This is a genomic window from Brachybacterium sp. ACRRE (assembly GCF_022346485.1).
GTDB classification, from domain to species: Bacteria; Actinomycetota; Actinomycetes; order Actinomycetales; family Dermabacteraceae; genus Brachybacterium; species Brachybacterium halotolerans.
This window is the reverse complement of the sequence record NZ_JAKRMO010000012.1, coordinates 1-19,674: the sequence shown is the minus strand read 5'-3', so window position 1 is coordinate 19,674 and position 19,674 is coordinate 1. Positions and strand designations below refer to the sequence as shown.

The window sequence follows — 19,674 nt, the reverse complement described above, 5'->3', positions numbered from 1 at the left end:
GGACCCGGGGAGCGCGCGGGCGTTCACGCGTGCCCCGCCGGGCCGGCTCGGGCCCGTCGGCCCTGCGGCCCGCCCGGTCAGCGGCGGGACGGCCGCACCAGCGGGAACAGCAGGGTGTCTCGGATCGAGAGCCCGGTGAGGTTCATGACCAGCCGGTCGATGCCGAGGCCCAGACCGCCCGTAGGCGGCATCCCCTGCTCGAGCGCGCGCAGGAAGTCCTCGTCCACCTCCATGGCCTCGGGGTCCCCGGCCGCGGCGAGCACGGACTGGGCGACCAGGCGTGCCCGCTGGTCCGCGGGGTCCACGAGCTCGGAGTAGGCGGTCCCCTGCTCCGCTCCGTTGATCACCAGATCCCATTTCTCGGCCAGGAGCGCGTCGCGGCGATGCGGGCGGGTGAGGGGCGAGGTCTCGCGGGGGAAGTCGGTGAAGAAGACGGGCTCGATCGTGCTGCCCTCGCACAGCGCGTCGTACAGCGCCTCGACGACCACGCCCCAGCCCGCGTCGGCGGGGAGCTCGATCCCGGCCCGCGCCGCGTGCCCGCGCAGCACGCACACCGGCGTCTCGGTCCCCACCTCCTCGCCGAGCGCGCGGGAGACGGCCGTGCAGAGGGGGACGACGGGCCAATCGCCCGAGAGGTCGATCTCGTGCCGCACGCCGCCGCTGTCGGTGCGCAGGCCGACGGGCCGCCCGTGCACCGCGATCGCGGCCTCCTGGATGATCCGCTGGGTCAGCAGGCGCATGCCGTCGTAGTCGCTGTACGCCCGGTAGGCCTCGAGCGAGGTGAACTCGGGATTGTGCGTCGCATCCGCCCCTTCGTTGCGGAACTGCCGGCCGATCTCGAAGACCTGCTCCATCCCGCCGACGACGAGCCTCTTGAGGTGCAGCTCGGTGGCGATGCGCAGGTAGAGGTCCATGTCGTAGGCGTTGATGTGCGTGGTGAACGGACGCGCGTTGGCGCCCCCGTGGATCCTCTGCAGCACGGGCGTCTCGACCTCGTCGAACCCGAGGTCCTCGAGGGTGCGGCGCACGCTGCGCACGATGAGGGAGCGCTGGTGGGCGACGGTGCGGGCCTCGGGCCGCGTGATGAGGTCGACCGAGCGCTCGCGCACGCGGGCCTCGGGGTCGGTGAGTCCCCGTCGCTTGTCCGGCAGGGGCCGCAGGGCCTTGGAGGTGAGCACGAGGCTGCGCGCGTCCACGCTCAGCTCGCCGCTGCGGGTGGTGATGACCTCCCCGCGCACGCCCACCTGGTCGCCGATGTCGAGACCGTGGTGCCAGAGCTCCCGCGAGGCGCCGTCCGCGCGGTCGCCCACCAGGATCTGGAGGTCCCCGCCGCCGTCCCGCAGATCCGCGAATCCCAGTCCGCCGTGGTCGCGGAGGCGGAGGATCCGCCCGGCGATCGCGACCTCGATCCCGGTCCGCGCGTCCGGGCCCAGGGGCGTCGGACCGGCCGCCTCCGCACGCTCCTGGGCGAGCGCACGCACCTGGTCGAGGGTGTGCGTGCGCGGGAAGCCGACGGGGTACGGGTCCACGCCGCGACGGCGCAGCTCCTCGACCTTCCGGGCGCGCACGCGCATCTGCTCGGGCATGCTGCGTGCGGCGAGGGCCCGGGCCACGGGGTCGACGGCCGGCGGCATCAGAGCGCGCACCTGCTCGGCGTGCTCCGCGTCCCCCGTGGCGAGCGCCTCGGGGGCCTGCGGGCGCGAGCGGCGGAGCCGTCCGGGCAGCTCGGGCAGCTCGGGCAGCTCGGGGGCGCGCAGGAACCCCTCGGCGGTGCCCGCGGCGATGCCCACGCGAGGCAGGTCCGCGCTGGATTCGAAGCACAGGTACCGCGGCTGCCATGCGGGCAGGTACTTCGCGTTCGCACGGTACAGCGACTCGAGCTGCCAGGTCCGGCTCGCCAGCTGCAGGCCCCGCCGCCACAGCCGGGCGAAGGGTCCTGCCCCGATCTCCGAGCCGCGCTCGAAGGCCTCGCGGAACACCGCGAAGTTCAGCGAGAGCCGGTGCACACCGATCCCGGTGCCCCGCTCGGCGAGCTCGCAGACCATCAGCTCGATCAGTCCGTTCTCCGACGACGGGTCCCGGCGCATGAGGTCCAGGGATGCTCCCCTCGACCCCCAGGGGACGAAGCTGAGGAACCCGCGCAGGCGACCCTCCGCGTCACGTGCCCGCACCAGCAGGCAGTCCGAGTCCAGCGGATCGCCCAGGCGCCCCAGCGCCATCGAGAATCCCCTCTCCTCGCCGCCGTCCCCGCGCCAGCGCGCCGCGGCGTCCTCGAGCTCGGCGAGGTCCTCGGGGCCGAGCGCGCCGTGGCGCAGGATCTCCACCGCGTGCCCGCGCTCGCGCAGATGGGCCACGGCCCTCCTCAGCGAGCGGCGCTCGGGTCCGGCGAGCGTGAAGTCGCGCAGGTCGAGCACGGCCTCGTCGCCGATGTCGTAGACGACCATGCCCGAGCGGGCGAAGGCGATGCCCGCCTCCTCGCCCGCACCGATCACGGCGACGGAGAGCCCCGCGGATCGGGCCTGGGCGCGCCAGGCGGAGATCGCCGCATCCCACCGCGCGGGGTCCCCCACGGGGTTCCCGCTCGCGAGATCGATCGTGCCGATCGTCCGGTGCGAGATGCCCGCGCGCGGGCGCTGGTCCTGGAGAGGATCGCCGTCGGGCTCGACGTCCCAGGTCACGATCTTGTCGCGGCGCGTGGCGAAGTACCCGAGCGAGTCGGTGTCGCCGAACTCCCTCAGCAGTGTGCGCACTCGGGCCTCGTCCGGGACGGCGAGCTCCTGGCGCCGCCGCGGTGGGCGGAACAGGAGGGTCGCCGACGTGAGCACGACGACGGCTCCCAGGAGCCCGATCACGGCGTGCACCCAGAACGGGGCGTGGACCCCGCGGACGATCTCGCGGAGGCCGACGTCCCCGGCGAGTCGGCCGAGCACGAACCGCAGCGCCGTGCCCGCGGTCCCGGCGGTGCCGAAGCGGCCGACAAGCACCATGCCGACGCCCACGGTCACCGCTCCGCCCCCGAGCAGCATGGCGAGGGACAGGCGCAGGCTGCCCGGAGCCCGGCGCGCGGTGAACTGCGGCCAGGAGCGCACCAGCACCACGAGGGCTCCGATGCCGAGGACGACGCCGACCATCGAGAGGACCGCGCGCCGATCGTGCGCGATCAGCAGGAGGCGCCCGATCTGCGGCACCACGCACCACCACAGCAGCACGAGCCACCAGGCGGCGCGCAGGCGTCGGCGCAGCGCCACCCCCATGACCACGACGAGCGCCGTGTAGATGAAACCGGGCACCACGGGGATGGTCAGCGCGGAGATCGGATCGTGCGGGCGGTCGAAGTACCTGTGCCAGTGCGGCAGCACCGTGGCCAGCAGGTTCAGGGCCGCGAAGGCGAACATGGCGGCCGCGAGCCGGTCCGGCCAGCGGCTGTCGCGCGCATGCCAGCGGCTCGCGCGGATCGGCCGGTCGTCGGCCCGTCGTCCACCCGACTCCGACGGATTCCGAAGGATCTGCTGTTCCGGGGAATCCGGAGGGTCCGCGGTCACCATGGACGCGGCGGACGCGGCGGACGCGGCGGACGCGGCGGACGCGGTGGACGTTGCGGGCGCCGTGGGTGCGGTGGGCGCGGTGCCGCGCTGCGTGGATTCCGTCATGAGCTCGTTCCCCCTGCATTCCGAGTCGTCTCGGGCGCGTCGGCCGTCGGCCCGGGCGGCGCCTCCCCGAACCGTGCGATCGCGACGGCCCCCGCCGTCGCGATGAGGCATCCCAGCACCGCAGCGAGCTCCCACCCCGCGCGGGGGCGGTCGCCGAGGGCGAGGACGCCCACGAGCGCGGGGCCGAGGGTCTCCGCCACCACGAGCGGAGCCGTCGCCTGGGTGACGCTGCCCCGCTGGAGCGCCGTCGAGTACGCCAGCTGCGCGAGCACCCCGCACACCACGAGCGCGTACGCCGTGGGAGAGACCAGCAGCTCGCGCGCCCAGTCCACCGTCGCGGGGGCCGAGACCACGGCCGGAACGGGCAGCACGCGGGCGGCCACGGCGGTGACGCCGAACGAGAACCCGGCGACAGCACCCAGGATCCCGGCGCTGCGGACGCCGTCGCTCCCCTGCGGGGCGCGGGCGCCGACCGCCGCGATCAGCACGAGCGCGAGCGCGCTCCCCAGCACCGCCCACTGCCCGGGCATCGGGAGGGTCACGGCGCGATCGGGAGCGGCCGCCAGGGACACGAGCACGAGGCCCACCACGACGACCGCGATCCCCGCGACGTCCTTCCTCGTCAGCGGCGTGCGCAGGAGGATCGCCGCGAGCACCGCCGTGACCACCAGGAAACTCGCCACCACGGATTGCACGACGAACAGCGGCAGCGTGCGCACCGCGAGAAGGGAGAGCACGAAGCCGAGACCGTCCAGGGCGATCCCGATCAGATAGCGCCACGAGCGCAGAAGACGCACCAGGAGCCGGGGATCGAGCCCGGAGGCGGCGCTCGTGCGGCGAGCCGCGGAGGCCTGGAGCACCGAGCCGGTGCCGTAGCAGAGTGCCGCGCCGCCGGTGCTCGCGAAGCTGAGGATCACGGCCCGACTCTAAGCGGCGTCGCACCCCGCGCAATCAGGTTCCTCTCCCGATGATCTCCGTCGCAGATCACCCGCATTTCCCAGTGACGGGTCGCAGAATCGTCGCGCAGCACGAGAGAAGAGGCGAGACGATGGCACGACGAGGACTGCGGCGCGGAGCGCTCCTGCTGACCGGGGCAGCCGCGGCGGTGCTCTATTCGAACTTCCTCCTGGATCTCGCCCTTCCGGGCACCCACGACTGGAGCGTCGTGGTCAGCGAGCTCGAGATCCCCGGCCGCCCCGGCTCCGCGTTCCTGCGCACGACGGACGTCGCGGCCGCGGTGCTGACGCTCGGGCTCCTGCCGCCCCTCGCCCGCCGCTTCCCGCGCTCGCGCCTGCGGAACGTGCTGATGGCCGGGGTGGCCTCGTTCTCCGTCGGCGGGATCCTGGCGGCGATCGTGACGCTGCCCTCCACGGTGCTCGGGGAGGAGGCCGGGGTCCCCAGGGCGAGCCGTCAGGGTGCCTCCGCGGCGCTCCAGGAGGCGGTCCACAACGGCGTCAGCATCCTCTCGGTGGGAGGGATGGCGGTGGGCGCCGCCGCGGCCGCGCTTCTCCTGCGCGGCACGGGGCACCTCCGCAGACCCTGGCTGGGCGCGGCGGTCGGGGCCGTCGCCGCGGGGTGCGCCGTCGCGCTCGGCGCGGATGCCCTGGTGCTCGTCCGTCCCGGTCTCGCCGCGGCCGAGGGCATCGCCCAGCGGTTCCAGATCCTCACCCTGAGCGTCTGGACCCTCGCGCTGACGGGTCTGGCGCTCGAGGCCCCGCCGCGTCGTGTCGGCGCGCGTCTGACCGCCGGCACGGGGACGTCGCCGTCGACGCCGACGCCCCTCCCCGATCCGGCGAACGCCTGAGGCGCCCTCCGCGCACGGGACGTCGCCCTCCGCGCACGGGACGTCGCCCTCCGCTGACGGGACGTCGCCGGGAGGGCCGTCGAACGGGCAGACTGGACCCATGGCAGACTCCACCGACCCTCGCGTCGCCGTCTACCTGGACTTCGACAACATCGTCATGTCCTGGTACGACCGCGTGCACGGGCGCCACTCCTTCAGCCGCGACCGCCAGAAGATCGCCGCCGACCCCACCGACCCCGAGGTCGCCGAGCGCCTCGCCGAGGCCACGGTCGACGTGGGCGCACTCATCGACCACGCCGCATCCTTCGGCTCCATCATGCTGACCAGGGCGTATGCCGACTGGTCGGCGCCCGTGAACGCCGACTACCGCTCGCAGCTGGTCGCGCGCGCCGTGGACCTCGTGCAGCTGTTCCCGGCCGCCGCCTACGCGAAGAACGGCGCGGACATCCGCCTGGCCGTCGACACCGTCGAGGACTGCTTCCGGATCCCCGACCTCACGCATGTCGTGATCGTCGCCGGGGACAGCGACTACGTCCCGCTCGCCCAGCGCTGCAAGCGCCTGGGCACCTACGTCGCCGCGGTGGGCGTGGCCGGCTCGACCGCGAAGTCCCTGGCCGCTGCCTGCGACCAGTTCGACTCCTACGAGACCCTGCCCGGCATCGAGCTGCCCGAGAAGCCGGCGAAGTCCCGCTCCGCGCGCGGCGGCTCCGGCGCGAAGAAGGGCCGGGGCGGGGCCGACGGCGGGAACGGATCGGACGGCACGAACGGCGCGGGCGGGTCGAGCGGGTCCGACGGGTCCGACGGGTCCGACGCTCCCGGTGCCGGGTCCACCGGCGCCGAGTCGGCCGACGGCTCCGGCTCCGCCGCCAAGGGGTCGAAGGGCGCCAAGGGCTCCGCCGGGAACGGCGGCAAGGGCGGCAAGCACAAGGGCTCCGAGCGCGGGGGCGATGCTGCTGACGGCGCGGACCAGGTCGAAGCTGCCTCCTCCGATGCGGACCTCGATGCTCTCGAAGCGGATCTGGACATCGACGACTCCGACGACATCAGCCCCGAGGAGGCGCAGGCGGCGGCGAGCAGGCTGCTGGGTCGCGCCCTGCAGCTGGGCGAGCGGGACGACACCGAGTGGCTGCACAGCTCGCTCGTGAAGACGTACATGCGCCGCATGGACCCCTCGTTCAGCGAGAAGCTGCTGGGCTTCCGCTCCTTCTCCGACTTCCTCAAGGCCAACGACGACATCGCCGAGCTCGAGGAGACCGGGCACGAGCGCCTGGTGCGCGCGATCGAGCCGCCCGTGAAGCAGACGGCCAAGCGCTCGGGCAGGCGCCGCCGCACCAGCTGAGCGGCCCCGTCGGCCGACGCGATCGGCCGGCGAGATCGGCGCATGCGATAGGCCGGCGAGATCGGCCGGCGAGAGGTGAGTTGTTGCTCTTATAGAGCCCGAATAGCAGCAACAACTCACCTTTCGATGCTCGGTCCGGCACCCGGGGTCGGCTCTCGCCGTCGCGCTTTCCCTTCGCCGCCGCCGGACCCGCGGCTCCCCCCCCTTGACTCCTGACCCCGGCAAGCGCATGCTCAACATGTGCGGATGCCCGCACATGTCTTGGCGGAGGTCCCCGATGGCCGATCCCGATGCCCGTGCACGGCACACATCGGTCTGGGACGCCCTCGCGCATCCCGCGCGGCGCCGGATCGTCGAGATCCTGCGGGGCGCTCCTGCCCCCACCGGACGGATCCACGAGACCCTCGAGGACGAGGGCCTCTCGACCAGCCGCTTCGCGACCCTGCGCCATCTGCAGCAGATGCGCGAGGCGGATCTCGTGCTCGCGTCCCGCAGCGGCCGCGAGCGCATCAACGCCCTGAACGGCTCCGCCCTCTACGAGGCGACGATCGGCTGGCTCGCTCCGCCGGACCGCTCTCTCGCCACCTCCCTGCACCGACTGCGGCTCAGCGCCGAGGAGAACGCCATGTCACTCACGACCATGCACGTCACCCAGTCCATCGTGATCGCCGCGTCCCGGGAGGCCGTGTGGCGCGCCTTCCGCGAGCACCCCTCGCAGTGGTGGGGCGCGCCCTACACCCTGCGCGATCAGCCCGGGTCCGCGATCGAGATGCCCGTCGAGGTCGGTGCGCCGATCGTCGAGCACTCCGGGTCCCACCGCGCCGCCTGGGGCATCCTCACCGAGATCGACCACGAGCGCACCTACGCCTGGACGGGGAACATGGGGATGGGCGGTCCCAGCTGGGGCACCGTCTCCTACGTCTTCGCCGACGAGGGCGAGGACACGCGCATCACCGTCGACCACGTGCAGATGGGCGAGATCCCCGATGGCGTCGCCGCCGGCTACGACGCGGGCTGGCTGGACCTCAACGAGCGGCTGCGGCTGTTCGTCGAGGAGGGCGAGGCGTACGGGCTCGCGGGCACCAACACGGCTCCGCCGTCGATCGGCTGACCCGACGCGACGCGTCCTGACCGGGCCGATCAGAGCAGTTCGGGCCCGGCCCGAAGAGCGGATCCGACCCCGCCGAGCAGGCGCTGCCGACCCACCGGGTCGACGGGGCCCACGGAACCGGGCCTCAGGCGAGGATCTCGCCCTGGATGCCGGTCCTCACCGTCCCGCCGATCCAGATCGTCCCCTCGGCGTCGACGTCGACGAGGACGCGGCCGTCGCGCCCCAGCCGGGTGCCCTGCCGGACCGTCCACGGCGGGGCGAACCGTCCGCGCTCCAGCATCCACTGCGCGATGCCGGCGTTGAGGCTGCCGGTCACGGGGTCCTCGTAGCCGGGCGTGCCGGAGACGGGACCGGGCGCGACGAAGCCGCGGACCTCGTAGGCGGGCCCGTCGGCGTCCGCGGTCGGGGCGTCCGCTGTCGCCCCGACAGCACCGAGCGCGCCGATCTTGCGCCCCGGGATCGCCGCGAGATCGGGCTCGAGGTCGAGCACGTCCTGCGCCGAGGCGAGCTCGAGGACGCACCAGCCGGCGCCGTTGTCGACCCAGGCATGATCGAGGACGTCCGCGGGATCGATCCCGAGGGCAGCAGCGGCGTCCGCGACGTGGTCGGCGCCCATCGGTCCGCTGCGCACGAGGGGCGGAGCGGCGAAGGCGAGCTCGTCGCCGCGCACCCGCACCTCGACGAGGCCCGCACGACATTCCTGCACGACGATGCAGTCGTCGGCCGAACCCGTCGCTCCCCCGCCGCCCGCCCGGCCGGCGAGCCAGGCGGAGGCGCTGCCGAGGGTCGGGTGGCCGGCGAAGTCGAGCTCGGTCGAGGGGGTGAAGATGCGGACGCGGTAGTCGGCGCCGGCTCGGGTGGGGGCGAGCAGGAACGAGGTCTCGGAGAGGTTCGTCCACGAGGCGATGCGCTGCATCTGCTCATCGCTCAGACCCTCGGCATCGACGACGACGGCGAGGGGATTGCCGGCGAACGCATCCGCCCCGAACACATCGACCTGTCGGAAGCGCCGAATGCTCGGCGTCTTCCCGGTCTCGGTGCTCGGGGCGGATGCGGATGCTGCGGCGTCGGCCGCGTGGGCGCTGGTGGCCGCGGAGGGCGAGGTCATGGCTCGATCCTGTCAGACCGGCCGCGCCTCGGCCCGCTCGCGGTCAGCGGCCGCAGTCGTCGAGGGCCTGGGTCTCGGAGGTGATCGCCTCGACGCCGTAGTCCTCGGGCTGGGACTCGGGGACATCGGTGCCCACGAGCGAGGCGCCCGCGGTCTCCTTGAGGAAGAACAGCGCGACGATGCCGAACAGGCAGCCGAACATGACGTACACGGCCGGGAACTCGAGGAAACCGGTCGCGCTCACCACGGCCTCGTTGATCGGCGCGGCCGTGCCCCCGAAGACCGAGGTGAAGAAGTTGTACGTCACGGCGAAGCCCGCGAAGCGCACATGCGCCGGGAACATCGCCGGGAATGTCGCGGAGATCGTCGACAGCTGCGGGATGTACAGCAGTCCCAGCACCGCGAAGCCGATGATCGCCCACACGAAGCCCTGGCCCATCAGGTAGTACATCGGAAGGGCCATCACGAACAGGCCGATCATCGATGTCCACCACATCTTCTTGCGGCCGATCACGTCGGAGAGGCCGCCGCAGAAGGGCAGCAGGGCCATCATGATGACCTCGCCGATCAGGATCGTCGCCAGGGACTGGTTCGCCGACATGTTGATCTTGGTCTCGAGGTAGCCCGGCATGTAGGTGAGCAGGGTGTAGTTCGCGATGTTCAGCGGGATCACGAGGCCCGCCATCGTGAGGATCGGCTTCCAGTAGTCGCGGATCAGGCTGACGAGCCCGTGCACGGCGGACTCCTGCGCCTCGCCCTCGTGCTCGAGATCCTGGAAGACCGGGGTCTCGTCGAGGCGCGACCGCAGGTAGAGGCCGATCAGACCCATCGGCAGCGCGAGGAAGAACGGCAGGCGCCAGCCCCACGAGGCCATGGCGTCCTCGGAGAGGATGAGCTGCAGGATCAGCACCACGATGGTGCCGAGCGCGAAGCCGCCGAGCGTGCCGAACTCGAGGAAGCTGCCGTAACGGCCGCGTCGCTTGTCCGGCGCGTACTCGGCCATGAACGTGGCCGCGCCGCCGTACTCGCCGCCCGTCGAGAAGCCCTGCACGATGCGCAGCACCGCGAGGAGGATCGGCGCGAGGATGCCCACCTGCTCATACGTGGGGAGCACGCCGATGAGGGTCGTGGCGAGGGACATGATGATGATCGTGAGGGCGAGGACGTGCTTCCTGCCAGACGGTCGCCGAGCGGCCCCCAGATGAAGCCGCCGAAGGGGCGGGCGATGAAGGAGATCGCGAGGAACGCATAGGTCCAGAACTGGGCCGCGGACCCCTCCGGGAAGAAGTGCGAGGCGATGTAGGTGGCGACCACGGCGTAGACGCCGTAGTCGTACCACTCGGTGGCGTTGCCCATCGCCGATGCCGCGACCGCTTCCTTGATGGTCTTGCGCGGTGGGAGGTCCGCGAACGGGGTCCCTCCCGTCGTCGTCGTGGGAGGTTCGTCCGGATGCTTGAACGGGGCTGCGGATGACGTGTTCACGTGTCTCCGATCGACGATGACGCACGGGACTCGCCCCCGCACTCGGATTCGGCCGACGCCTCAGCGTATGTGGCCTACCAGACACATGCCAGAATCCACAGCTTCTTGGGGCTGTACCCACCGGACATTGCGGGCGGACACGCCCGGACTCATCGGGTCATCGGGCCACGCGCCGCGCTGGCCATCGCCCGTACAGTGGGCCCATGACCTCGTCTTCCGCTGCTCCGACCCCTGATTCGACCCTGCCCTCGACCGCTCGCGAGTTCGTCGAGGCGCTCGTCGCGCTCGACACCACCTCGGACACCGGCAACCTGCCCGCGATCGAGCTCATGGAGCGGGCGCTGCGGGAGGCCGGCGCCGAGGTGCACGTGCGGCCCAGGGGCGACGGGAGGAACGCGAACCTCGTGGCGACCTTCCCCGCGAACGAGGAGGGCGATCCCGGCGCCGACGCTCTCTTCGTCGACCCCGAGGACCCGACCCGCCGCGGCGTCCTGCTCGCCGGGCACGCGGACTGCGTGCCGGTGACGGGCCAGGACTGGGCATCGGAGCCCTTCACGCCCACCGAGCGCGACGGTCGGCTCTACGGGCGCGGCACCGCGGACATGAAGTCCTACCTCGCGATCGCGACGGCGCTCGCCCCCGAGTTCGCGGCCGCCCGGCGCACCGTGCCCGTGCACATCGCGGCGACCTGGGAGGAGGAGACCACCTGCAACGGCGCCCGCGCGCTCGTCACCCAGCTCGAAGAGCTCGGGATCCGGCCCGCGGTCGCCTTCGTGGGCGAGCCGACGTCCATGCGGGCCGTGCCCGCCCACAAGTCGATGAACGTGCTGCACGCCGACTTCCACGGCGTCGCCGCCCACTCGAGCCTGCTCCCCCACGGCCTGAACGCGATCCGCTACGCCGCGCGGTTCGTGGACTGGTTCCACCGCGAGATCATCGACGATCTGCGGGAGAACGGCCCGCACGATCCCGCCTTCCCCGTCGCCTGGACCACGGGCGGCGTGAACCTCTTCGACGGCGGCATCGCCACCAACACCGTCCCCCAGGACGTCCATCTGAAGTTCGAGTTCCGCGCCCTGCCGCAGGTCGACGTCGAGCCGATCGTCGCCCGCATCCAGGAGGAGATCGACCGCCTCGATCAGCAGATGAGGGCCGACGCCCCCGCCGATCCCTCGGACCCCGTCGCCGCGCAGCGGGTTGGCGCGCAGCTCGACGTCGTCTCCCTGCTGTACGGACTCGACGGCTCGGCCGACGGCCCGGCGGCCCGCGCGGCCGTGGCCCTCGGCGCCGAGCGCACGGAGGAGAAGGTCACCTACGGCACCGAGGCGGGCATCTACGAGCACGCGGGCATGGCCGCCGTGGTCGTGGGACCCGGCGACATCGCCCAGGCCCATGGCACCGACGAGTTCGTGGAGATCACCCAGCTCGAGTGGTGCGAGCGGTTCCTGCGGAACGTCGCGGGGGCGCTCGCGGCCTCCTGAGCACCGGCGCGGCTCGCCCGCATCCGCGCCTTCCCATCTCCCGGACGCCTCTCCGGGGCCTCGACCCCCGTGGCACCATGGACTGCGGTGAGCCGGGAAGTCTGGTCGGCATCGGGGCATAGAGTGCCCTGATCCCCGACCCCGTCCTGCCCTGGAGGCCCGATGACATTCCCGGCCTGGACGATCGCCCCGTTCGTGCTGATGCTCGCGGCGATCGCGATCGCACCGCTCGTCCCCGCGCTCTCGAAGCTCTGGGACCGTCCGCGGAACCAGCTGATCTACGCCCTCCTGCTGGGCCTGCCCGTCGCGATCGGCGTGATCGCCGTCGGGCAGTGGCACCTGGTGATCGACGCTCTCGTGGAGTACGGGCAGTTCATCGCGCTCCTCCTCGCCCTGTTCATCGTCTCCGGCGGCTTCTTCCTGCGCGGCGACATCGCCGCGACACCGCGCGTGAACACGATCTTCCTCGCGATCGGCGGGGTGCTCGCGAGCTTCATCGGCACCACGGGCGCCGCCATGCTGCTGATCCGCCCGCTGCTGAACACGAACCTCGAACGTCGGCACAAGGCGCACACGGTCGTCTTCGCGATCTTCATCGTCGCCAACTGCGGCGGCCTGCTCACCCCGCTCGGCGACCCGCCGCTGTTCCTGGGGATGCTGCGCGGCGTGCCGTTCACCTGGACCTTCCACCTGCTGCCGATGTGGCTGTTCGTCAACGCCCTGCTGCTGCTGACGTACTGGGCGCTCGACCGCCGGATCATCGCGCACGAGGCCACGGAGGACGTCTACGCGGATACCGTGAACGTGATCCCGCTGAAGCTCGTGGGCGCGAGCAACGCGATCTGGTTCGCGATCATCATCCTCGCGGTCGCGCTCATCCCCTCGCTGGATCCCGACGCGATCGTCGAGGGCGATGCGACGTGGACCCAGTACGTGCCCTGGCGGGAGATCGTCATGATCGGCGCGGCCCTGTGCTCGCTGTTCCTGGGCAGCCGCAGCATCCGCTACGACGAGAACGAGTTCGAGTTCGGGCCCATCCAGGAGGTCGCGGCGCTCTTCGTCGGCATCTTCCTCACCATGATCCCGGCGCTCGCTGTGCTGCGCTCCGCCGCCCCGTCGCTCCCTCTGAACGAGATCACGCTGTTCGTGTTCACGGGCGGTCTGAGCTCTGTCCTGGACAACGCCCCCACCTACGCGACCTTCTTCGAGATGGCCTCGCAGCTGCCGGGCGAGCCGCGCGTGGCCGACGTCCCCGAGCTGTACCTGATGGCGATCTCGCTGGGCGCCGTGCTCTGCGGAGCGATGACCTACATCGGCAACGGCCCGAACTTCATGGTGAAGTCGCTCGCCGAGACCTCGGGCGTGAAGATGCCCAGCTTCGGCGGCTACGTGCAGCGCGCCGTCATGTACCTCGCGCCCACGCTGATCGCGATGATGCTGCTGTTCATCGCCCAGCCCCTGTGGCTGAAGGCCATCGGGCTCGCCCTCACCCTGCTGCTGCTGGGCCGCATCGTCATGCTGTTCGTGACGACCGACGGCGAGGTCGGCGCGGCGCTCGCGCATCTGGACCCCGACGTGCGCGGCACGCGCCCCGCCGTCCCGCCCGTCGGCCGCAGCCGGAAGCCCGCAGGGGCCTTCGACTCCCCGCCCCGGCCCGATGAGCCCTGAGACCCCGGCACCCCCACTCCCGAGGAGAGCCGCATCATGACCAGTCGACGACGCACCGAGCACGAGTCCCGACGACGCCGCAGGATCCTCGAGCGCGGCACCTACCGCGAGCACCTGCGCATCGAGCGGATCCTCACGCAGGAGACCACCGGCGGATTCGTGCTGCTGGGGGCGACCGTGCTCGCCCTCGTGCTCGCGAACTCTCCGCTCGCCCCGGCGTACTTCGGGGTGCGCGATGCGCATCTGGGCTTCGACGTGGGCAGCTTCCACCTGAACCTCAGCATCGGGCACTGGGCGGCCGACGGGCTGCTCGCGATCTTCTTCTTCCTCGCGGGCCTCGAGCTCAAGATGGAGTTCACGGTGGGCGACCTGCGCTCACCGGGGAAGGCGCTGGTGCCGGTCGTCGCCGCGGCCGGAGGCGTCGCCGTGCCCGCCGTCATCTTCACGGTCATCAACGTCTTCGGTCCGCCGGGGGCGCTCACGGGCTGGGCGATCCCCGCCGCGACGGACATCGCCTTCGCCCTCGCCGTGCTCGCCCTGCTGGGCTCGCACCTGCCCAGCGCCGTGCGCACCTTCCTGCTGACCCTCGCGATCGTCGACGACCTCATCGCGATCCTCATCATCGCGATCTTCTACTCGAGCGACCTGCACCTGCTCTACCTGGTGCTCGCGATCGTGCCGATCGCCGCGTACCGTCTGCTGGCCACGCGCGCCGAGTCCCTGTTCAGGATCTCCTACGGCGCGGCGTGGTTCCTGCTGCTGCCGCTCGGGGCGATCACCTGGGCGCTGTTCCTGAACTCGGGCGTGCACGCGACGATCGCCGGCGTGGTCCTCGCCTTCATGGTGCCGGTGCGCTCGCGCACCCGCCTGGGCGCGAAGTACTCGCTGGCCGAGACCTTCGAGCACCGCTTCCGGCCGCTGAGCAGCGGGATCGCGGTGCCCGTGTTCGCGTTCTTCAGCGCGGGCGTGGCCGTGGGCGGCGCCAGCGGGCTCCTCGAGGCCTGGGAGTCGAGCGTCGCGATCGGCGTGGTCGTGGGGCTCGTGTGCGGCAAGATCCTCGGCATCGTCGGCTCGACGTTCCTGGTCACGCGCCTGCAGCGCGCGAACCTCGATCCCGATGTGCGCTGGATGGACCTCGTGGGCATGGCCGCCCTCGCGGGCATCGGCTTCACCGTCTCGCTGCTCGTCTCGGAGCTCAGCTTCGAGGCGTCCGACCCCATGCACGACCACGCGAAGGTCGGAGTGCTCACCGCCTCCGTGCTCGCCGCCGTGGTGGGCGCGGTGATCCTGCTGCCCCGGGATCGGCACTACAAGCGGATCGCCGAGCGCGAGGCGGCCGACGCGGATGCCGACGGGGTCCCCGACGTGTTCGGCGGGGATGCGGAGGAGCCCTCGGATCAGCGCCCGTAGGCGCGGGCCGGGATCTGGGTGGCGAGCTTCCCGCCGGAGACGTCCAGCAGGGTCCCGGTGATGTAGCCGGCGGCGTCGCTCGCGAGGAAGATCAGCAGGTTCGCGACGTCGTCCGGGCTCTCCCAGCGCCGCAGCGAGAGCGTGTCCAGGAGGCGGTCCTGGGCGTCCTGGGGCATCTCGGCGAAGCCGTTCATCGCGGTGGGGACCATGCCCGGCGCATAGGCGTTCACCGTGATGTCCCACGGGCCGAGCTCGGAGGCGAGCACCCGCGTGAACTGGACGACCGCCGCCTTCGAGGCCGCGTAGGCGGCGCTGCCGACGCTCGGCACGATGGCCGCGAAGGACGCCGCGTTGATGATCCGACCGCGGCCGGCCGCCTGCATGACCGGGGCGACGGCCCGGCTCATGAGGAAGACGCCTCCCATGTTCACGTCGAAGCACGCGCGCCAGCGCTCCCACTCGAGGTCGGCGACGGGCCCCTCGACGTTGATGCCCGCGTTGTTCACGAGCACGTCGATCGTGCCGTGGCGCTCGACGATCTCCGAGACCGCGGCGGAGACCGACTCCGGGTCGGCCACGTTGCAGGTGACACGGGTGATCGCAGGGGCCGACGGGGCGCTCGAGGGAGCCGGTTCCGCGGCACCGTCGGATGCGTCCTCGGGGAAGGCGAGGTCCAGGGCGACCACGCGCGCGCCCTCCGCGGCGAAGCGCCCGGCGATCACCGCGCCGATGCCGCGCGCGGCGCCCGTGACGACCACGACGCGGTCCTTGAGATCCAGCTCCATCGCTCGCTCCTCCTCGGTGGTGCGCGTCGAGTCCCCGGTGCTGAGCGTCGACGCCTCGGTGGTGTGCGTCGACGCTCTCTGCCCGGTGTTCAACGCCGTGTCGAAAAAGCATACTATTCAGAGCGACGCGCACGGCACTCCGCTCGCCGCGCGCACGACGACCCTCCGGAGGACGCCATGACCACGCACGACACCCCGCAGTCCCGCGCGGCCGACGCGCCCGCGGGCCGGGTCCTCTGGGTGACCGGCGGCGGCAGCGGCATGGGTCGTGCGAGCGCGATCGCCGCCGCCCGCGCGGGGTGGGACGTGGCCGTGAGCGGCCGTCGGGCTGCTGCTCTCGAGGAGACGGTCCGCGCGATCGAGGACGTCGGCGGGATCGGGCTGGCCCTTCCGCTCGACGTCCAGGACCGCGAGGCCGTGCGCTCGGCGGTCGAACAGGTCACCGGCCGCTTCGGACGGCTCGACGGGCTCGTGCTCGCGGCCGGTCTCAACGTGCCGCACAGGCGCTGGGAGGATCAGGACCTCGGCGAGTTCGACCAGGTCGTGGCCACGAACCTGACCGCCGTGGCGAGCGCTCTGGACGCCGCCCTCCCCCACCTGCGCACGAGCGGCGGCGTCGCCGTCGTCATCTCCTCGTTCGCGGGCTGGAGCTTCCAGCCGGGGGCCGGCGTCGCCTACTCGGCGTCCAAGACGGCGCTCGGCTCCCTGGTGCGCACCCTGAACCAGCAGGAGGCGGGTCACGGCGTGCGCGCGTGCCACCTGTGCCCGGGCGACGTCGCGACCGACTTCCTCGACCAGCGCCCCGAGGTGCCCGACGCCGCGGCCCGCGCCGTCATGCTCAGCCCCGAGGACGTGGCGCGCGCCGCCTGCTTCGTGCTCGACGCCCCGGCGCACATGTGCGTGGACGAGCTCGTCGTCTCGCCGGTCTCGCAGGCGTGAGCGGGCACGACGGGCTGCCGCCGGCGAGCGGGCACGACGACCGGACCGGCGCGCATCCGACGCGCTTCGACCGGGCGCTCGACGAGCTGGGAACGGCGATCGTCCGCGGCGACCTGCCCGCGGGGCACGCGGACACCGTCGAGGGCCTGGTCGGGCGCACGGGCGCCTCGCGCAGCGTGATCCGCGAGGCGACCCGCGTGCTGACCGCCCTGGGCATGCTCAGCGCCGGGCGGCGCGTGGGCCTGCGGGTGCGGGGCCGCGAGCACTGGGACGTGCTGGATCCGCTCGTGATCCGCTGGCGCCTCGCCGGACCTGAACGGACGACGCAGATCGCCGAGCTGCGCGCCCTGCGCCGCGCCGTCGAGCCGGAGGCCGCCGCCGCGGCGGCGAAGCGGGTCGCCGCCGGTGAGGCCACGGGAGTGAGCCTCCGTGCGCTCGAGGACGCGGCCGCGCAGATGCGTCAGTGGGCGGGCTTCGGCGCGGTCCCCGGGGCCGACGGCCCGGACTCGTTCCTCGCCGTCGACAGCGCCCTGCACGCCGCGGTCCTCGCGCTCTGCGACAACGCGATGTTCGCGCGGCTGCGCACGGTGATCGAGGAGAGCCTGCGCGAGAGAGCGCTCGTGGAGCGCGCGGACCTGCCGCCCGAACCGCACGACGTGGACCTGCATCTGCAGGTTGTCCGCGCGATCAGCGAGGGCCGTGCCGAGGATGCCGCACGGGCCATGCGCGAGATCGTGGTGCGGACGGGGTGAGCGGCGGCCGAGGAGAGTGCTGAGCTCGTCCCCTCAGCGCCCCCGCGTCTTCGGCTTCACGCACACCACGGGGCACGGCGCCTCCATGATCACGCGCTGCGCGGTGGACCCCAGCAGCATCTTGCCGATGGGGGTGCGGCGGCGCACCCCCAGCACGACCTGGTCGATCTTCTCGTTCTCGATGGTCTGCAGGATGTCGTCGGCCGCGTCGTCGCGCCGCGGCACGACCCGCAGCTCGAAGTGCACGCCGCTGGCATCGAGCCGCTCGTGCAGGGGCTCGCGCCCGGCGTCGCCCGCGCTCTTGCGGGGATCGTCGCTGCGCTCGGAGGCGAGCACCACGAGCGTGGCGTCCTTGGTCCTCGCCTCCTCCAGTGCGTACTCGAGGGCGGCTTCGCTGGTGGGGCTGGGCACGTAGCCGAGCAGGATCTTCATCGTCGACTCCAGGTGTCTCGGGGTGGCTCGGGTTGCTCGGGTTGCTCGGGGAGGATCGGGGTCTCGAGGTCTCGACGGGCGCCGCGACCAGGCACCCGGCCGCTCACTCGCGGCCGATCTCGTCCTGGTCGTGGAAGCGCGTGCGCCGGCCCTTGATCGCGGAGTTGTACAGGTAGGTGATCACGTACAGCACGAGGCCCACACCGAGCAGTCCGCCCGCGATGAAGTAGTTCTCCTTGGGCTGGGCGATGGGGGTGACGAGGATCAGCGACGTGACCCCGCCGACCACGGCCACCACTGTGGGCGTGCGGAAGTGCCCCTTCGCGCCCGGGTCCTTGCGGAGCACGATCACGGAGACGTTGACCAGGCAGAACACGATCAGCAGCAGCAGCGCCGTGGTTCCGCCGAGGTTCTTGATGATGGTCTCCGGCAGGGCGTAGCTGACGACCACCACGAGCGCGAAGGCGAGGAGCGTCGAGAAGACGATGCCTCCCACGGGGCTGCGGCGCCCCTTGAGCACGACCCCCAGGAACGGCGGGAGCACGCCCTGCTTGGCCATGCCGTAGAGCAGGCGCGAGGCCATCATCATGTTGATCAGCACGGTGTTGGCGACCGCGAAGATCGAGATGATCGGGAAGATCGTGTCCATCGGCAGGTTCGGCGCGCCGTGCGAGACCACGCTCAGCAGCGGGGTGGTGGCGGTGGTGAGCTCGCCGATCGGGACCACGGCGACCGCCGTGAGGGAGACCAGCACATAGACCACGCCCGTGATCGACAGGCCGCCCAGCAGCATCTTCGGGAAGTTCTTCGAGGGGTTCACGGTCTCCTCGGCCATGTTCACCGAGTCCTCGAAGCCGACCATCGAGAAGAACGCGAGGGCGGTCGCGCCGATCACCGCCATGAACATGCTCTTGTCCTCGGGCGCCTCGAACAGCACCACCCGCGAGAAGTCCGCGTCGCCGCGACCGATCGCGAGGAAGCCGATGATCAGCACCATCGCCAGGCCGCTGAGCTCGATCAGAGTGAGCACCACGTTGGCCTTCACGGACTCGCTCACGCCGTAGGAGTTCACGCAGGCCACGACGGCGATGAAGACGAGCGCGATGATCACGGCGACGTGATGGGAGCCGGCGGCACCGAGGGTGTCCTCGAGGTGGAAGACGGCCAGCACGTTCTCCGCGAGGAAGATCGCGCTGTTCGAGGCCGAGGTGATGCCCGAGGACAGCACCGCGAAGGTCACCATGAAGGTGACGAAGTGGATGCCGAAGGCCTTGTGGACGTACAGCGCGGCGCCCGCGGCCTGCGGGTACTTCGTCACCATCTCCACGTAGGACAGCGCCGTCATCATCGCGACCGCGAACGCGAGGATCACCGGCAGCCAGCCCGCGCCGCCCACCTGGCCGGCGACCTGGCCGGTCAGCGCGTAGACGCCGGTGCCGAGGATGTCGCCGACGATGAACAGCAGCAGCAGGCCGGGGGTGATGGCCTTCTTGAGCTCGGTGCCCTGGCCCGGGGACGAGCCGTCGCCGTCGGGGGCGGTGAGGGTGGGATCGCCGGGTGCGCCGGAGCCGGCGCACCCCGCGTTCCCACCCTCACCGGCCCCCTCGGGGACGGCGCGTCCCCGGGCCAGGGCCCCGAGCACAAGACGGCCAACACCCCCGCCCGGCTGCCGGGGGTGATGGCCTTCTTGAGCTCGGTGCCCTGGCCCGGGGA

15 protein-coding genes are annotated in these 19,674 nt (G+C 72.1%); 8 read left to right on the top strand and 7 right to left on the bottom strand.

The features are described from left to right. Positions 1–77: 77 nt before the first annotated feature. Both lysX and MHY49_RS05320 read right to left on the bottom strand, forming a co-directional pair. Positions 78–3,650, bottom strand: a complete 3,573-nt coding sequence (lysX, locus tag MHY49_RS05325) for a bifunctional lysylphosphatidylglycerol synthetase/lysine--tRNA ligase LysX (RefSeq protein WP_239203046.1) — start codon at positions 3,648–3,650, stop codon at positions 78–80. Beyond that, the gene (locus tag MHY49_RS05320) at positions 3,647–4,567 is read right to left on the bottom strand and encodes a hypothetical protein (protein ID WP_239203045.1); all 921 of its coding nucleotides are present in this window, start codon (positions 4,565–4,567) and stop codon (positions 3,647–3,649) included. Before MHY49_RS05320 ends, lysX begins: the two co-directional genes overlap by 4 nt. A 131-nt stretch (positions 4,568–4,698) precedes the next feature. On the opposite strand from MHY49_RS05320, the gene MHY49_RS05315 reads away from it, so the two are divergent. From MHY49_RS05315 to MHY49_RS05305, 3 genes are all read left to right on the top strand, one after another. Beyond that, complete coding sequence (locus MHY49_RS05315; RefSeq protein WP_239203044.1) at positions 4,699–5,454, top strand: DUF998 domain-containing protein; 756 nt, start codon at positions 4,699–4,701, stop codon at positions 5,452–5,454. Positions 5,455–5,554: 100 nt separating this feature from the next. Continuing rightward, positions 5,555–6,793, top strand: coding sequence for an NYN domain-containing protein (locus MHY49_RS05310; RefSeq protein ID WP_239203043.1), 1,239 nt, complete (start codon positions 5,555–5,557; stop codon positions 6,791–6,793). A 277-nt stretch (positions 6,794–7,070) separates the two neighbouring features. Next, positions 7,071–7,904 (top strand): helix-turn-helix domain-containing protein, encoded by an 834-nt coding sequence (locus tag MHY49_RS05305; RefSeq protein ID WP_239203042.1) that lies wholly within the window; start codon positions 7,071–7,073, stop codon positions 7,902–7,904. Positions 7,905–8,028: 124 nt separating this feature from the next. Here MHY49_RS05305 and MHY49_RS05300 read toward each other — a convergent pair whose 3' ends face one another. Both MHY49_RS05300 and MHY49_RS05295 read right to left on the bottom strand, forming a co-directional pair. Next, positions 8,029–9,012 carry a PhzF family phenazine biosynthesis protein gene (locus MHY49_RS05300; RefSeq protein WP_239203041.1) on the bottom strand — a complete coding sequence of 328 codons (984 nt, stop codon included), beginning with the start codon at positions 9,010–9,012 and terminating at the stop codon, positions 8,029–8,031. 43 nt (positions 9,013–9,055) lie between these two features. Further along, positions 9,056–10,153 carry an MFS transporter gene (locus MHY49_RS05295; RefSeq protein ID WP_370645997.1) on the bottom strand — a complete coding sequence of 366 codons (1,098 nt, stop codon included), beginning with the start codon at positions 10,151–10,153 and terminating at the stop codon, positions 9,056–9,058. 544 nt (positions 10,154–10,697) lie between these two features. Between MHY49_RS05295 and MHY49_RS05290 the strand changes: the two genes are divergently transcribed. The 3 genes from MHY49_RS05290 (at position 10,698) to nhaA (ending at position 15,053) form a co-directional block, all read left to right on the top strand. Beyond that, positions 10,698–11,975 carry a M20/M25/M40 family metallo-hydrolase gene (locus MHY49_RS05290; RefSeq protein WP_239203040.1) on the top strand — a complete coding sequence of 426 codons (1,278 nt, stop codon included), beginning with the start codon at positions 10,698–10,700 and terminating at the stop codon, positions 11,973–11,975. Positions 11,976–12,137: 162 nt separating this feature from the next. Beyond that, on the top strand, positions 12,138–13,643 hold the full coding sequence (locus MHY49_RS05285; RefSeq protein ID WP_239203039.1) for a sodium:proton antiporter: 1,506 nt from the start codon (positions 12,138–12,140) through the stop codon (positions 13,641–13,643). 36 nt (positions 13,644–13,679) lie between these two features. Then, positions 13,680–15,053, top strand: a complete 1,374-nt coding sequence (gene nhaA, locus MHY49_RS05280; protein WP_239203038.1) for a Na+/H+ antiporter NhaA — start codon at positions 13,680–13,682, stop codon at positions 15,051–15,053. Here nhaA and MHY49_RS05275 read toward each other — a convergent pair. Then, the gene (locus MHY49_RS05275) at positions 15,041–15,838 is read right to left on the bottom strand and encodes an SDR family NAD(P)-dependent oxidoreductase (RefSeq protein WP_239203037.1); all 798 of its coding nucleotides are present in this window, start codon (positions 15,836–15,838) and stop codon (positions 15,041–15,043) included. The two genes, nhaA and MHY49_RS05275, sit on opposite strands and share 13 nt — an antisense overlap. A 177-nt stretch (positions 15,839–16,015) precedes the next feature. Here MHY49_RS05275 and MHY49_RS05270 point away from each other — a divergent pair, with 177 nt between their 5' ends. Then, positions 16,016–16,777, top strand: a complete 762-nt coding sequence (locus tag MHY49_RS05270) for an SDR family oxidoreductase (RefSeq protein ID WP_239203036.1) — start codon at positions 16,016–16,018, stop codon at positions 16,775–16,777. Beyond that, positions 16,774–17,529, top strand: a complete 756-nt coding sequence (locus tag MHY49_RS05265) for an FCD domain-containing protein (RefSeq protein WP_239203035.1) — start codon at positions 16,774–16,776, stop codon at positions 17,527–17,529. The genes MHY49_RS05270 and MHY49_RS05265 overlap by 4 nt, the downstream gene beginning before the upstream one ends. 33 nt (positions 17,530–17,562) lie before the next feature. Here the strand turns inward: MHY49_RS05265 and MHY49_RS05260 are convergent, their stop codons facing one another. Together MHY49_RS05260 and MHY49_RS05255 are read right to left on the bottom strand one after the other, a co-directional pair. Next, the gene (locus MHY49_RS05260) at positions 17,563–17,961 is read right to left on the bottom strand and encodes a universal stress protein (protein ID WP_239203034.1); all 399 of its coding nucleotides are present in this window, start codon (positions 17,959–17,961) and stop codon (positions 17,563–17,565) included. Positions 17,962–18,064: 103 nt separating this feature from the next. Beyond that, on the bottom strand, positions 18,065–19,603 hold the full coding sequence (locus tag MHY49_RS05255) for an APC family permease (protein ID WP_239203033.1): 1,539 nt from the start codon (positions 19,601–19,603) through the stop codon (positions 18,065–18,067). Between the last annotated feature and the right edge of the window lie 71 nt (positions 19,604–19,674).